This is a genomic window from Mesorhizobium sp. LSJC280B00 (assembly GCF_000502835.1).
Classification (GTDB): Bacteria; Pseudomonadota; Alphaproteobacteria; order Rhizobiales; family Rhizobiaceae; genus Mesorhizobium.
The window spans coordinates 57,685-72,406 of the sequence record NZ_AYVL01000004.1 but is presented as its reverse complement, the minus strand read 5'-3'; the positions used below and the strand labels follow the sequence as shown (position 1 = coordinate 72,406).

General features: G+C 63.7%; 14 protein-coding genes and 1 pseudogene. 11 read left to right on the top strand and 4 right to left on the bottom strand.

Annotated elements, in window-relative coordinates:
* Positions 1-2: 2 nt before the first annotated feature.
* Positions 3-746 (bottom strand): phosphonate metabolism transcriptional regulator PhnF, encoded by a 744-nt coding sequence (phnF, locus tag X773_RS46625; protein WP_023675205.1) that lies wholly within the window; start codon positions 744-746, stop codon positions 3-5.
* A 135-nt stretch (positions 747-881) separates the two neighbouring features.
* Between phnF and phnG the strand changes: the two genes are divergently transcribed.
* The 11 genes and pseudogenes from phnG to phnE (X773_RS46575) all read left to right on the top strand — a co-directional run bounded on the left by phnG (position 882) and on the right by phnE (X773_RS46575) (position 11,266).
* Positions 882-1,343: a phosphonate C-P lyase system protein PhnG gene (phnG, locus tag X773_RS46620; RefSeq protein WP_023675204.1), complete on the top strand. Its 462-nt coding sequence runs from the start codon at positions 882-884 to the stop codon at positions 1,341-1,343.
* Positions 1,343-1,951, top strand: coding sequence for a phosphonate C-P lyase system protein PhnH (gene phnH / locus X773_RS46615; protein ID WP_023675203.1), 609 nt, complete (start codon positions 1,343-1,345; stop codon positions 1,949-1,951). Before phnG ends, phnH begins: the two co-directional genes overlap by 1 nt.
* A 1-nt stretch (position 1,952) precedes the next feature.
* Positions 1,953-3,065 carry a carbon-phosphorus lyase complex subunit PhnI gene (locus X773_RS46610; RefSeq protein WP_023675202.1) on the top strand — a complete coding sequence of 371 codons (1,113 nt, stop codon included), beginning with the start codon at positions 1,953-1,955 and terminating at the stop codon, positions 3,063-3,065.
* Positions 3,066-3,330: 265 nt separating this feature from the next.
* A pseudogene (locus X773_RS0137305) lies at positions 3,331-4,158 on the top strand (alpha-D-ribose 1-methylphosphonate 5-phosphate C-P-lyase PhnJ); the annotation flags it as partial.
* A 163-nt stretch (positions 4,159-4,321) separates the two neighbouring features.
* Positions 4,322-5,098 carry a phosphonate C-P lyase system protein PhnK gene (phnK, locus tag X773_RS46605; protein WP_023675200.1) on the top strand — a complete coding sequence of 259 codons (777 nt, stop codon included), beginning with the start codon at positions 4,322-4,324 and terminating at the stop codon, positions 5,096-5,098.
* A 211-nt stretch (positions 5,099-5,309) separates the two neighbouring features.
* The gene (gene phnL / locus X773_RS46600) at positions 5,310-6,017 is read left to right on the top strand and encodes a phosphonate C-P lyase system protein PhnL (RefSeq protein ID WP_023675199.1); all 708 of its coding nucleotides are present in this window, start codon (positions 5,310-5,312) and stop codon (positions 6,015-6,017) included.
* Positions 6,014-6,631 carry a DapH/DapD/GlmU-related protein gene (locus X773_RS46595; RefSeq protein ID WP_023675198.1) on the top strand — a complete coding sequence of 206 codons (618 nt, stop codon included), beginning with the start codon at positions 6,014-6,016 and terminating at the stop codon, positions 6,629-6,631. The genes phnL and X773_RS46595 overlap by 4 nt, the downstream gene beginning before the upstream one ends.
* Before the next feature lie 236 nt (positions 6,632-6,867).
* Positions 6,868-7,716 carry a phosphonate ABC transporter ATP-binding protein gene (gene phnC, locus X773_RS46590; RefSeq protein WP_023675197.1) on the top strand — a complete coding sequence of 283 codons (849 nt, stop codon included), beginning with the start codon at positions 6,868-6,870 and terminating at the stop codon, positions 7,714-7,716.
* Between the two features lie 90 nt (positions 7,717-7,806).
* The gene (phnD, locus tag X773_RS46585; protein WP_023675196.1) at positions 7,807-8,715 is read left to right on the top strand and encodes a phosphonate ABC transporter substrate-binding protein; all 909 of its coding nucleotides are present in this window, start codon (positions 7,807-7,809) and stop codon (positions 8,713-8,715) included.
* Positions 8,716-8,874: 159 nt separating this feature from the next.
* Positions 8,875-9,831, top strand: coding sequence for a phosphonate ABC transporter, permease protein PhnE (gene phnE / locus X773_RS46580; protein WP_023675195.1), 957 nt, complete (start codon positions 8,875-8,877; stop codon positions 9,829-9,831).
* Positions 9,832-9,898: 67 nt separating this feature from the next.
* Positions 9,899-11,266 (top strand): phosphonate ABC transporter, permease protein PhnE, encoded by a 1,368-nt coding sequence (phnE, locus tag X773_RS46575; protein WP_023675194.1) that lies wholly within the window; start codon positions 9,899-9,901, stop codon positions 11,264-11,266.
* 24 nt (positions 11,267-11,290) lie between these two features.
* Here phnE (X773_RS46575) and X773_RS46570 read toward each other — a convergent pair whose 3' ends face one another.
* The 3 genes from X773_RS46570 to X773_RS46560 form a co-directional block, all read right to left on the bottom strand.
* A complete protein-coding gene (locus X773_RS46570) occupies positions 11,291-12,142 on the bottom strand; it encodes a sugar phosphate isomerase/epimerase (RefSeq protein WP_023675193.1) in 852 nt (283 codons plus the stop codon).
* A 176-nt stretch (positions 12,143-12,318) separates the two neighbouring features.
* The gene (locus X773_RS46565; protein ID WP_023675192.1) at positions 12,319-13,506 is read right to left on the bottom strand and encodes a Gfo/Idh/MocA family oxidoreductase; all 1,188 of its coding nucleotides are present in this window, start codon (positions 13,504-13,506) and stop codon (positions 12,319-12,321) included.
* A 150-nt stretch (positions 13,507-13,656) separates the two neighbouring features.
* Positions 13,657-14,712: a sugar phosphate isomerase/epimerase gene (locus X773_RS46560; RefSeq protein ID WP_023675191.1), complete on the bottom strand. Its 1,056-nt coding sequence runs from the start codon at positions 14,710-14,712 to the stop codon at positions 13,657-13,659.
* Positions 14,713-14,722 lie beyond the last annotated feature (10 nt).

Here is a 14,722-nt window from a genome sequence, read left to right as displayed (position 1 = left end):
TCTCAGAGCGCCGACAATTTGAGCTCGATCCGCTCGGCCGGGAAGCGCGACTCCGAAAACTGTATCGGCTGACCGTCGGGCGTGACGTTGACGGCGACCGTCACCAGCACGATGGCGCCGGGCTGCAGCTCGAGGTCCGCAAGGTCGGCGGCATCGGCATGGCGCGCCGACAGCACAGTCGATTGCCTGAGATAGTCGTCGATGCCGAAACGTGCCAGCGATGCGGTGATCGAACCGGTTTCCGCCATGGCGGCATCGATGCCGGCAAAGCGCCTGGCATCGAACCAGCCGGCCGCACGAGACACCGGCATTCCATCGGCTTCGCCGCGCGTTTCCAGGCGTATCACATCGGCCCCCGTCGCAAGGCCTAAGCCCTCTGCGACACGACGGTTGGCCGGCTCGATCGATGACGCGAGCAAGGTGATATGCCGCTCGGACGCCTGTCCTTGCAATCCCTCGGAAAAGCGGGTGCGGGCGCCGATCGGATAAGACAGCCGCTTGCGCGACAGCACGAAGGTGCCGCGCCCTTGCTCCGCCCTGAGCACGCCCTCCTGCACCAGCGCTGCGATAGCGCTGCGCACCGTGTGGCGGTTGACGCCATAGCGTCCGGCCAACGCGATCTCCGGCGGCAGCGCCGCATTTTCGGGAAAATCGCCGACGGCAATCGAATGCAGGATCTGATCGGCGATCTGCCGCCACAGCGCGACACCGCTGCGCCGCTCGATGCTGTTGGCTTGTCCGATCATCTCCCGCCCCAATTCCTCGCGCCGATCTTTTGGCCCGTGTCACGTGCCCGTCATGGACACGCGCTAGATAATGGATATAATTTGTATAGTTGTCTATATCAATAGACAAAATGAACGCAGACGAGGAGCACCGCCATGCGAGGACGGGAAGCGCGAGAGCAGGCCGAGCGCAAGGCCGTGATGGCGACGCTGGCGCAATCGGCCGGCGACGACATCGTCCGCCTCTGGGACGAAGCCGGCCTGCCTTGCGAAGCGGAACTTCTGCGTGGCCCCGAAACCGGCCTGGTTACGGTACGCGGCCGCATCGGCGGCGGTGGTGCCCCTTTCAATGTCGGCGAGGCGACGGTCACCCGTGCCACGGTGCGGCTTGCGTCCGGCCATGTCGGCCACTGCTACGCGCTCGGCCGCGACAAGCAGAAGGCAAGGCTGGCGGCAATCGCCGATGCGCTGTGGCAGGACCCGGCCCACCGCAATGAGGTCGAGATCAGGATCGTTGCGCCATTGCAGGCGGCACTGGCCAAGGCGCGTGAACAGCGCCGCGCCGAGACGGCGGCGACCAAGGTCGATTTCTTCACCATGGTGCGCGGAGAAGACTGATGGATATCGCCGCTCAATCCATTGAAGGCGGCTTCGCCGATCCGGTATTCAATGCCCAGACCGTATTCCGTGCCGTGATGGACGCGATGGCGCGGCCGGGCAGCGTCCAGCCCTTGCCGGCCCTTGCCCACCCACCGGCGCCGCTGTCGGCCACCGCCGGCGCCGTTGCGCTGGCGCTGTGCGACAACGACACGCCGCTCTGGCTCGACCCGGCTTTGCAGGTGTCGGCGGTGAAATCCTGGCTTGGCTTCCATACCGGCGCGCCGCTGGCCAACACCCCGGCCGACGCGCATTTCGCGCTGATCGCCACGCCGGCCGAGATGATGGCGCTCGACGGGTTTTCGCAAGGCACCCAGGATTATCCCGATCGCTCCACGACGCTGATCCTCGAGGTCGGCGATCTCATCTCCGGCGCTGCGCTGCTGCTCGAAGGCCCGGGCATCGAGAAGACGGCGACGATCGCGCCGGCGCAAATGCCGCGCCATTTCGTCGAGCAATGGAAGCAGAACAACCAGCGTTTTCCGCGTGGCGTCGATATCATCCTCGCCACGTTCGACGCAATTGCCTGCCTGCCGCGCACGACGCGCATCAAGATGATGGAGGCGTAGCATGTATGTTGCGGTAAAGGGTGGCGAGACGGCCATTCGCAATGCTCACAAACTGCTCGCCGACCGCCGGCGCGGCGACCGTTCGGTGCCCGCACTTCGTCTAGACCAGATCGTCGAGCAGCTGGCGCTCGGCGTCGACCGGGTGATGAGCGAAGGTTCGCTCTACGACAGGGAACTGGCGGCATTGGCGATCGTCCAGGCGCGCGGCGACATGATCGAGGCGATCTTCCTGGTTCGCGCCTATCGCACCACGCTGCCGCGTTTCGGCTACACCAGGGCGATCGACACCGGCACGATGCTGGTCGAGCGGCGGGTGTCGGCGACCTACAAGGATCTGCCCGGCGGCCAGTTGCTCGGCCCGACTTTCGACTACACCCACCGGCTGCTCGATCCCGAACTTGCTGCCGGCGGCGATGTCGCCGAGCCGGAACAGCGTGCAGGCGAGGCGGAGGCGATGCCGCGCGTCTCGGCCATCCTCGCCCGCGAAGGCCTGATCGAGCCCGACGGCGACATGCCCGGCGATCATGTCCCCGGCGACATCACCCGTGAGCCGCTCGAATTCCCGATGGCGCGTGACATCCGCCTGCAGGCGCTGTCGCGCGGCGACGAGGGGTTTCTGCTGGCGCTCGGCTATTCCACCCAGCGCGGCTACGCGCGCAACCATCCCTTCGTCGGCGAGGTTCGCATCGGCGAGGTCGAACTGGAACTGGACGTGCCGGAACTGCCCTTTGCCGTGCCGCTCGGCAGCATCCGCGTCACCGAATGCCAGATGGTCAACCAGTTCAAGGGCTCGGCCAAGGCGCCGCCGCAATTCACCCGCGGCTACGGCCTCGTCTTCGGCCAGAGCGAGCGCAAGGCGATGGCCATGGCACTATGCGACCGCGCGCTGCGCGCCTCGGAGTTGGGTGAGGATGTCATCGCCGCCGCGCAGGACGAGGAGTTCGTCATCTCGCATTCCGACAATGTCCAGGCGACCGGCTTCGTCGAGCATCTGAAGCTGCCGCATTATGTCGACTTCCAGGCCGAGCTCGACCTCGTGCGCCGCATACGCACCGAGCACGACGCCCGCGAAAATGCCGGCAAGGACGAAGAGAAGAGGCAGGCAGCGGAATGACTTCAGTTAGCTCCACCACCGTGACCTCCCCCGTCTGGGGAATGGCCTCCGGATCCGCCGTAACCGCTACTGCCGCCAATGGTCTCGCCTTGCGCGCCTTCCCTCGGCTCAGGAAGAACTATTCTTCGAAGCACAAAGGCAACCACCCCGACGAACACCAGCAACAGGATCCCGAGGCGCATCCATCCGGTCGGGGTCATCGGAGCCCAGCCCCTTTTCCGTGTCTTGGAACTCAATTCGGTAGCACAGAGCGGAAGCGATCGCCATGACCGACATCGCCACCTACAACTTCGCCTATCTTGACGAACAGACCAAGCGGATGATCCGTCGGGCGATCCTCAAGGGCATCGCCATTCCTGGCTATCAGGTGCCGTTCGCCTCGCGCGAAATGCCGATGCCCTATGGTTGGGGCACCGGCGGCGTCCAGGTCACCGCTTCGATCATTGGCCCGGACGATGTGCTCAAGGTCATTGACCAGGGCGCCGACGACACCACCAATGCCGTCTCGATCCGCGCCTTCTTCAAGAAGGTCGCCAATGTCGCGGTCACCACCGAGACGGCCAAGGCGACCATCATCCAGACCCGCCACCGCATCCCTGAATATCCGCTGAGTGCCGGTCAGGTGCTGGTCTACCAGGTGCCGATCCCCGAGCCGCTGCGCTTCCTCGAGCCGCGGGAAACGGAGACGCGCAAAATGCATGCGCTGGAGGAATACGGCCTTATGCATGTGAAGCTCTACGAGGACATCGCCAGGCACGGCCGCATCGCCACCACCTACGCCTACCCGGTCAAGGTTGAGGGCCGCTATGTGATGGATCCCTCGCCGACGCCGAAATTCGACAATCCGAAGATGCACCGTTCGCCGGCTTTGCAATTGTTCGGCGCCGGCCGCGAAAAGCGCATCTACGCGCTGCCGCCCTTCACCGATGTGGTCAGCCTCGATTTCGAGGACCATCCGTTCGAGGTGCAGACCTTCGACCAGCCCTGCGCTCTGTGCGCGGCCGAGAACGTCTATCTCGACGAGGTCATCCTCGACGATCATGGCGGCCACATGTTCGTCTGCTCCGATACCGATCATTGCGAGAAGCGGCGCAACGCCCCTACCTCCCCCTTGTGGGGAGGTCGCGCCGAAGGCGCGGGTGGGGGTACTGCCACCGCCTCACCCNGGGGGGGGGGGGGGGTACTGCCACCGCCTCACCCCCCACCCCGGCGCTACGCGCCGACCCTCCCCACGAGGGGGAGGGTAAGGAGAAGCAATGACCGACGAACCTTTGCTGCGCGTTTCGGCGCTGTCCAAATCCTACGGCTCGCGCGTCGGTTGCGAGAACGTCACTTTTGACCTCTGGCCGGGCGAAGTGCTGGCGGTGGTCGGCGAATCCGGTTCCGGCAAGACGACTTTGCTCAACTGCCTGTCAACTCGACTGCTGCCCAGCTCCGGCACCGCCAGCTACCGGATGCGCGACGGCCAGTTTCGCGAACTCTACCGCATGAGCGAGGCCGAGCGCCGCTTCCTGATGCGCACCGATTGGGGTTTTGTCCATCAGAACCCGGCCGACGGGCTGCGCATGACGGTGTCGGCCGGCGCCAATGTCGGCGAGCGGCTGATGGCGGTCGGCGACCGTCACTATGGCAGGATCCGCGCAACGGCGGTCGACTGGTTGTCTCGTGTCGAGATCGACGAAGACCGCATCGACGACGAGCCGCGCGCCTTTTCCGGAGGCATGCGCCAGCGCCTGCAGATCGCCCGCAACCTCGTCACCGGGCCGAGGCTGGTGTTCATGGACGAGCCAACCGGCGGCCTCGACGTCTCGGTGCAGGCGCGCCTGCTCGATCTGTTGCGCGGCCTGGTCACCGATCTCGGCCTGGCCGCCATCGTCGTCACCCACGATCTCGCCGTGGCGCGGCTGTTGTCGCAGCGCATGATGGTGATGAAGGACGGCCGCGTCGTCGAAAGCGGCCTCACCGACCGCGTCCTCGACGATCCGCGCGCGCCTTATACCCAGTTGCTTGTCTCCTCGATTCTGCAGGTGTGACGATGATTGCTCCGGCGTACCCCCCTCTGGCCTTCCGGCCATCTCCCCCTCAAGGGGGGAGATCAGCAGCTTTTATGTCCCGCCCGTTCTGCGACACAGGAGAATGGCGAAACCGAATGCGACAGCCAATCTCCCCCCCTGAGGGGGAGATGGCCGGCAGGCCAGAGGGGGGTGTTGGCCCGCAGACGAATGACGATTGGAGAACCCTCTGATGGCAACCCCGCTCGTTGTCTCCGATGTCGCGAAGAGCTTCACCATGCATCTGCGCGACGGCATCAAACTGCCGGTGGTCGCCGGTGTCTCGTTCGCGATCAGGGCCGGCGAATGCGCCGTGCTCGGCGGCCCGTCCGGCGCCGGCAAGAGCTCGATCCTGAAAATGCTCTACGGAAATTATGCCACCGATGAAGGCCAGATCATCGTCCAGCACGAGGGCGGGCTCATCGATCTCGCCTCGGCCAGCCCGCGCACCGTGCTTGCCGTGCGCCGGCTTACCATCGGCTATGTCAGCCAGTTCCTGCGCACCGTGCCGCGTGTCTCTGCGCTCGACGTCGTGGCCGAACCGCTGGTCGAGCGCGGCGAGGAGCGCGAGGTCGCGCACGGCAAGGCACGCGCCTTGCTGGCGCAGCTCAACCTGCCGGAGAAGCTCTGGGCGCTGCCGCCGGCGACGTTCTCCGGCGGTGAACAGCAGCGCGTCAACATCGCGCGCGGCTTCATCACCGAGCACCCGATCCTGCTGCTCGACGAGCCGACCGCTTCGCTCGATGCCAGGAACCGCGATGTGGTGATTTCCCTGATCGTCGCCAAGAAGGCAGCGGGCGTCGCTTTGCTCGGCATCTTCCACGATCACGACGTGCGTGAGGCGGTCGCCGACCGCGTCATCGACGTGACCGCTTTTGCCGCCGGGAAAATCGCCGCATGACCAGGAAACTGTCGGAGGCGCCGCTGATCCACGAGACGGCGGAAGTCGAGAACTCGACGCTCGGCCGCTGGACCGAGATCGCCGAGCGCTGCCGGGTTTCCGAAAGCACGCTCGGCGACTATTCCTACATGATGCAGGACTGCGGCGTCTGGTGCGCAACGATCGGCAAATTCGCCAACATCGCCGCAAGCGTGCGCATCAACGCTACCAACCATCCGACCTGGCGGCCGACGCTGCACCATTTCACCTATCGCGCCTCGGATTATTGGGACGACGCCGAGCACGAGAGCGAATTCTTCGCCAAGCGCCGCGCCAAACGCGTCACCATCGGCCACGACACCTGGCTCGGCCACGGCTCGACCATCCTGCCGGGCGTCACCGTCGGCGATGGCGCGGCGGTCGGTGCCGGTGCGGTGGTGTCGAAGGACGTCGCGCCCTACACCATCGTCGCCGGCGTACCGGCCAAGCCGATCCGCGAACGCTTCGACCGCCGCACCGCGGAGCGCTACCAGGCGCTCGCCTGGTGGGACTGGGACCATGCAAGGCTGCGCGCCGCGCTCGACGATTTTCGGGAATTGTCGGCGGAGACGTTTCTGGAGAAATATGGCGGCTAAGGGATCGTGAATGGTGAATGGTGAATAGTGAATGGGGGCAGCGGACAGGTTTCGAGGCTCAGGGAAGCCGTTCTTATCACCATTCACCATTCGAGCTTCTCGCGCCGAGTTGATCCCGCCCCGCTCCAGGCTGTGGGCAGTAACAAAACTGACATCGTTCCGACACCGCAGGTTCATGCGGCTGCGCTAGCCAGGGTAAACAGACCTTCAATTGCGATTGGACTGGAGCCTGCACCATGTCAGCTACGCTCGAAATCCGCGGCGTCACCCGCCGGTTCGGCAAGAACACCGCCGTCAGCAATGTTCACATCGCGATTCCGCAAGGCCAGATGGTCGGCATCATTGGCCGCTCCGGCGCCGGCAAATCGACGCTGCTGCGCATGATTAACCGCCTCATCGATCCCAGCCAGGGATCCATCCTGTTCAACGGCGTCGAGGTCTCCGGGTTGCGCGGCTCGCCGCTCCGGCGATGGCAGCGCGACTGCGCCATGATCTTCCAGCAGTTCAATCTCGTGCCGCGCCTCGACGTGCTGACCAATGTGCTGCTCGGCCGGCTCAACCACCGCTCGACCCTGTCCAACCTGTTCGGCATGTTCTCCCGCGGCGAATGCGCCGAGGCGGTTGCAGCCCTCGAGCGCCTCGACATCGCCCGCACCGCCCTGCAGCCGGCCGGCACGCTTTCCGGCGGCCAGCAGCAGCGCGTTGCGATTGCGCGCGCCATGATGCAGCAGCCGAAGGTGTTGCTGGCGGATGAGCCGATTGCCTCGCTCGATCCGCTCAACGCCAAGGTGGTGATGGATTCGCTGCAGGACATCAATTTGCGCGAGGGCATCACCGTCATCACAAATCTGCATACGCTGGATACGGCCCGCACCTACTGCAACCGCATCATCGGCATGGCCGCCGGCAAGGTCGTCTTCGACGGCCCGCCCGAAGCCCTCAACCGCGAGGCCGTGCGCATGGTCTACGGCGCCGACAGCAATGGCGGCGAAATCTCCGAGGCCATCACCTCCACCAGTGTCGCCATCAAACAGAAAATCGCTGCATCCGCCGGACCGCTCGAGCCCGCATTCCCGGGATATTGAGAACGGCCTGATCGCCCGCCCGCGTCAAAGGCACCTGTCAAAAAATTCGTACGCTACCGGCGCGAGGCCGGGACCAACAGGAGAGAGATAATGTTCAGGAAGATGGTTTTTGGCGCCGTTTCATTGCTCGCTATCGCGGCAAGCGCCGCTCACGCCCAGGATATCAAGGAATTCCGCATCGGCATCCTTGGCGGTGAAAACGAAGCGGACCGGCTGCGCAACTTTCAGTGCCTCGCCGATCACATGAAGTCCGAATTCGGCTTCGAGAAGGTCTCGCTGTTCCCGGCCGCCGACTATGACGGCGTTATCCAGGGCCTGCTCGGCGGCACGCTCGATTTCGCAGAGCTTGGCGCGTCGGGCTATGCCAGCGTCTACCTCAAGGATCCGAACGCCGTGACCCCGATCCTCACCACCCAGCAGACCGACGGCGCGACCGGCTATTATTCGATCGGCCTTGCGCTGAAGTCGTCCGGCATCACCGACATCAAGTCGGCCAAGGGCAAGAAACTCGGCTATGCCGACCCGGATTCGACCTCCGGCTACCTGATCCCGCTGACCCAGATCCCGAAGGACACCGGCGCTTCGAACGAAACCTTCTTCGCCTCGACCCAGTTCAATGGCGGCCACGAGAACAACCTTCTCGCGGTTCGCGACGGCAAGGTCGATGTTGCGGTTGACGATTCCTCGGGCATCGGCGACTTCAAGAACGGCTACACCTCCGGCACCTTCCACAAGGAAGTCGCCAAGGGCGCCGTGGACCCCAACGATTTCGTCGAAGTCTGGCGCTCCGGCTCGATCCCGAACGGCCCGCTGGTCGTGCGCACCGCACTCGGCGGCGATATGAGCGCCAAGCTCGCCAACTTCTTCACCAGCCTGCCGGCCAAGGACAAGCCTTGCTTCGAGGCCATCGAAGGCGGCGATTTCACCGGCTACGTTCCGGTGAAGCCGGACTTCTACAGCGTCATCGTCGAAGCCCGCAAAGCCGCGATCGGCGGCTGACGACAATTGCGGAAAGGGCGGCGTCCATTAGAGCGACGTGCGTCCACTTGGACGCACAAAGTACGCTCTAACACTTAGATGCCGCATCGTGCTTTCCGAAAGTCAACTTTCGGGCCGATGCGGTCGCCGCCCTTTTTGCGTGTCCGCTCGTGACCCCGTATGACCTTCGCCGCTACAATTCGTTCAGACGCGGTCCGGCAGGCAGCAGACGCCTGGCGACGCCAGACGTCCTTGCGCCGGTTCTACACGGCGCTCGGCATCGGCTCACTGCTTGTCGCCATGTGCACAGCCATGTGGTTCGCCGACGAGGCCAATGCCGGACATTTCTTCGATCGGCTGCCGCACATACTGGATTTCCTTAGTTGGCTTGTTCCCAAGGACTGGAACGACGTCTGGCGGGCGCTGTTCGACATCGCATCGCCGCACGACAAGGGCAGCCAAGAGTTCAACTTCCCGCTTGGCCGCGTCTATCTCTGGGGCGGCTTTTATCTACCCGAATATTTCGAGCTGATGCTCACCACGCTTAACGTGGCGCTGGTTTCCACTTTCATCGGCTTTGTCTTTGCGGTGCCCTTTTCCTTCATCGCCGCGCGCAACTTGACGCCCAGTCCGGTGCTCAGGCTCGTCGTCAAGCGCTTCATGGAACTGCTTCGCGCCTTCCCCGAGATCGTCATTGCCGGCCTGTTCGCAGCCATCCTCTCGACCGGCCCGGTCGCAGCCATCATCGCCATCGGCCTGCATTCCATCGGCGCTCTCGGCAAGCTCTTCTACGAGATCAACGAAAACATCGACATGCGCGCCGAAGAAGGCCTGCGCGCGGTCGGCGCCAACTGGTTCGAGCGCGTGCGCTTTGCCGGCCTGCCGCAAGTGCTGCCCAATTTCATGTCCTACACGCTGCTCAGGATCGAGATCAATGTGCGTATCTCGACCATTATCGGTGCGGTCGGCGGTGGCGGCATCGGCGAGGAACTGAAGCTCTCCATCTCGCGCGGCTTCGGCGCCAAGACGCTGGCATTGGTGCTGCTGCTGTTCACGACGATCTTCCTCGTCGACCAGTTTTCCGCCTGGCTACGCCGCAAGCTCGTCGGCGAGCAGGCATTCATGATGGGTGCCTGACCATGATCCCAAAAAGTGGATTCCGGTTTTTGGAAAAGATCATGGCAAATCAACAAGAAGACTGCCCATGGCCGCAATGACCGCCGATCAGATGCGGTCGATCGAGGAGCGCTTTCCCCAAGTGTTCCGGCGGCCCTTGTACAAACGCTTCGGCCCGCTGGTCCTGTTCACCGGCATCCTGCTCTACCTCGTCTATGCCTTGTGGTTCTTCAGCCTGCCGCAAGTGCTGAGGGAATCGCACTGGGAGCGCCTGCCGCTCTTCCTGACGCAATGGATCAGCTACGATCTGCAGCCGGAATTCCGTCTCGACCAGCCTCAGATCACACCCAGATATCCGCGTTTTTCGGCGCTCGGCGAAGACCCGCATCCCGATTGGGTCATCACCAACGCCAACGGCTCCTACACCATCCTGATCGACGGCCGGGCCAAATCGGTCACCTTCGACAAGACCGAGGCGACGCTTGTCGCCAATGGCCAGACGGTGCCGGTGTCCTTGGCCAGCGGCAAACCGGTAATATCCGGCCCGGTGCCGGAGTGGATCACCGCGCATGACGATGAGATCGTCGCCAGGATGGGCTTTGCCGGCGAGGTCCGTATAACCGTCGATCGCGTCAAGGTCCGCAAACGCTTCCTCGGCTGGGCGAATTTCGTCTTCGACACACGCTCGCCCTTCTTCGGCAAGTCGCCCGGCGAGGTGGTCTCGTTGCTGATGTCCGGACCCCAGCTCAAGCCGGGCACATCAAACATTGCGCTGGCCGCCGACAATATCTGGAACAACGCCCAATGGCAGCATGGCGACGTCTGGACGAAGCTGTTCCAGACCATCGTCATGGCGTTTCTCGGCACCTTGCTCGGCGGCATCGTTGCCTTCCCGCTCGCCTTCTTCGCCGCCCGCAACATCACCCCGAGCGGCCTGCTTAGCCAGGTGCTAAAGCGGTTCTTCGATTTCATGCGTTCGGTCGACATGCTGATCTGGGCGCTGTTCTTCACCCGCGCCTTCGGCCCGGGCCCGCTTGCCGGCAGCGCCGCGATTTTCTTCACCGAGATCGGCACGCTCGGCAAAGTCTATTCGGAAGGCCTCGAGAACATCGACGACAAGCCACGCGAGGGCATCCAGTCGACCGGCGCCAACGGCTTGCTGGTGCAGCGCTATGGCGTGCTGCCGGAAGTGATCCCGGTCTTCATCAGCCAGACACTCTATCAGTGGGAATCCAACACCAGGGGCGCGACGATCATCGGCGCCGTCGGTGCCGGTGGCATCGGCCTGAAGCTCTGGGAGGCGATGCGCACCAATTCCAACTGGGCCAATGTCTTCTACATGGTGCTCTTGGTCCTGCTCGTCGTTTTCATCTTCGACAGCATTTCCAATTTCCTGCGCCGCCGCTTGAGCAGGACGATCCACGACTACAACCGGATCCAGGCCGGCCAGGGCTGACGGGGGCGTTACGCAGACGTGCGGTTAGGGCGCCTTCCTCCATCCATTCCTGATATGCCTGTAGCCGTCGCGGTAAACAGCTTCCGGGCCTTCGGAAAAGTCGCGCCACACCTTGGTGGCCGCGGCCAAATCCTTCAGCGAACGCCCGAACGCCTCGATCGTCAGCCAATCGTCGTAGCCGCTCTTGCGAATGGCGGAGAAAGTCTCCTTCCAGGGGACGTGGCCGCGGCCCGGCACGCCGCGATCGTTCTCCGAAATATGGATATGGACGATGTTCTTGCGGTTGCGCGTATAGGCCCCGATCGGGTCAGCTTCTTCGATATTGGCATGGAAGGTATCGTACATCGCCTTGACGTGCGGCCGGTCGATCGCGTCGATATGCTCCGACAAATCGTCCATCGTGTTGAGCAGATAACATTCGAAGCGATTGAGCGCCTCCAGCCCGATAGTGACGTTTCTGTTGCCGGCATGATCGCCGATGGCGCGTTGCGAAGCGACCGAGCGCTTTTTCTCGGCCGCCGTCGGCCCGCTGCCGGAAAAGGCGCCAAGCGTCGAATGCAGCGGACCGCTCAAAGTGTTCGCGCCAAGCGCCTGAGCGCAGTCGATCGCCGATTTCATGTAGTCGATACCGGCCTTGCGCGTCGAGGCGTCGGCCGAGATCAGGTTCATCGCCGGATCGCCCATCGCCGAGACGGCGGTGCGTTGCAGCCCGATACGATCGAGCAGCTCGCCGAGCTTCTTGTAGTCGTCCGGCGTGCCGGAGAAGATCGGTATCTCGACGCCGTCGAAGCCGGTCGCCTTGATATCCCTCAACAACGGCTCGTGTTTTTTCGTGACACTGGTCGTCCACAACAACATGCACATGCCGATTTTCATCGACGCCCCTCCCCTTCATTCGCTCGATCGCCGGAGGGGTGGTGAGATTCAGGTCAGGCCGAGCCGAAAATGGTGGGTTCCGAGAACCGGAGCGGAGCGTACTTTTGGTACATGAGCACCGGAAGCGCAGGAAACTGCCATTTGCAGGCCGGTCTCACCTGAATATCACCACCCCTTCAGAGCTTCGTCCACGCTCCATTCTTCTTCGCCGATTTCACGCAGGCCTCGATGAAGGCCATGCCTTCGACGCCGTCTTGCACAGTCGGGAAAACGACATCCTTAGCCGGCTTGCCGCCCTTCCGGCGCGCCGCACGAATGGCCCGCGCGGCTTCCTGGTAGATGTTGGCGAAACCTTCGAGATAGCCTTCCGGATGGCCTGGCGGAACGCGGCTGACGCGCCCGGCGACGGGCAACGCTCCCGCGCCGTTTCGGGTGATCAACTGCTTCGGCTGGCCGAACGGCGTGTACCAGAGATAGTTCGGATCGGCCTGCACCCATTCGAGCCCGCCCTTCGAGCCGTAGATGCGCAATTTCAGGCCGTTCTCGTGGCCGGGCGCCACCTGGCTTGCCCAGATCATGCCCTTGGCGGAGTGCGACCCGCCGACCGGCTTGAAGCGCAGCAGCACATTGATGTTGTCGTCGAGCAGCCGCCCCGGTACGAAGGCATCGAGATCGGCCGACAACGAATCGAGCTCCAGCCCGGAGACGAAACGGGCGAGGTTGTAGGCGTGCGTGCCGATATCGCCCAGCGCACCGCCGGCACCGGCCTGCTTGGGGTCTGAGCGCCACGCAGCCTGCTTCTGGCCGGTGGCGGCCAGATCTTCGGTCAGCCAGTCCTGCGGATATTCCGACTGCACGATGCGGATATCGCCGAGCTGTCCTTTGGCCACCATCTCGCGTGCCTGCCGCACCATCGGATAGGCGGTGTAGTTATGCGTCAGCACAAACACCTTGCCGGTCTTTTCGACCAGCGCGGCCAGCTTCTTTGCCTCGGCCAGCGTCGTCGCCAGCGGCTTGTCGCAGATGACGTGGATGCCGGCCTCGAGAAAAGCCTTGGCGGCCGGCACGTGCACATTGTTCGGCGTGACGATGGCCACCACCTCGATGCCGTCCGGCCGCTTGGCCTCGGCCTGGGCCATCTCGGCATAGGAGCCGTAGCTGCGTGCCGGATCGAGCCCAAGCTCGGCCGCCGAGGCCTTGGCGCGCTCCGGATTCGACGACAAGGCGCCGGCAACCAGCACGAACTCGTTATCAATGCGCGCCGCGATGCGGTGCACCGCGCCGATAAAGGCGCCTTGTCCGCCGCCAACCATGCCGTAGCGGATCGGACCGCCTCCCGTTTCCGTCTTCGATGCGCCAACCACGATTTTCTCCCTCGTTATCTGAGATACCCCTCCCCCCTTGAGGGGGAGGGTCGACGCGTAGCGCGGGTGGGGTCGCCGGGCATGAAGCTCGGCATGGACCGACCCCACCCGGCCCTCCGGGCCACCCTCCCCTCGGGAGGGATATCTGTGCTAGATCCCCATCATGCCGCGCAGCACCTTTTTATCGGTCGTGCCGCCGGCGAAATCGTCGAATGCTTTTTCCGTCACCCTGATGATGTGGTGCTGGATGAAGGGGGCGCCTTCGGCAGCACCATCCTCCGGGTGCTTGAGGCAGCATTCCCATTCCAGCACCGCCCATGAATCGTAATTGTATTGGGTGAGCTTGGAGAAGATGCCGCCGAAATCCACCTGCCCGTCGCCGAGCGAGCGGAAACGCCCGGCGCGGTTGGTCCAGCTCTGGTAGCCGGAATAGACGCCTTGCCGCCCGGTCGGATTGAACTCGGCGTCCTTGACGTGGAACGCCTTGATCCGCTCGTGGTAGATGTCGATGAATTCGAGATAATCGAGCTGCTGCAGCAGGAAGTGCGACGGGTCGTAGTTGATGTTGCAGCGCTTGTGGCCGCCGACCGCATCGAGGAACATCTCGAATGTCGCGCCGTCGAACACGTCCTCGCCCGGATGGATTTCGTAGCCGATATCGACGCCGTTCTCGTCATAGACGTCGAGGATCGGCTTCCAGCGCTTGCCCAGCTCGGCAAATGCTTCCTCGATCAGTCCCGCCGGCCGCTGCGGCCATGGGTAGAGGTATGGGAAGGCCAACGCGCCGCAAAACGACACCGACGCCTTGAGCCCGAGATTCTTCGACGCCTTGGCGGCGAACTTCATCTGTTCGACCGCCCATTGCTGCCTGGCTTTTGGATTGTTGTGCACCGCAGCCGGCGCAAAGCCGTCGAACTGCGCGTCATAGGCGGGATGCACCGCCACCAGTTGCCCCTGCAGATGCGTCGACAGTTCGGTGATTTCGACGCCGGCATCGGCGCAGATGCCCTTCACCTCGTCGCAATAGGCCTTGGAGGAGGCTGCCTTCTCGAGATCGAACAGTCGAGCGTCCCATGTCGGGATCTGCACGCCCTTGTAGCCCAGACCAGCCGCCCATTTGGTGATCGAGGCCAGCGAATTGAACGGCGCGGCGTCGCCCGCAAACTGCGCCAAGAACAGACCAGGCCCCTTCATCGTCGTCGGCATCGGCATCTCC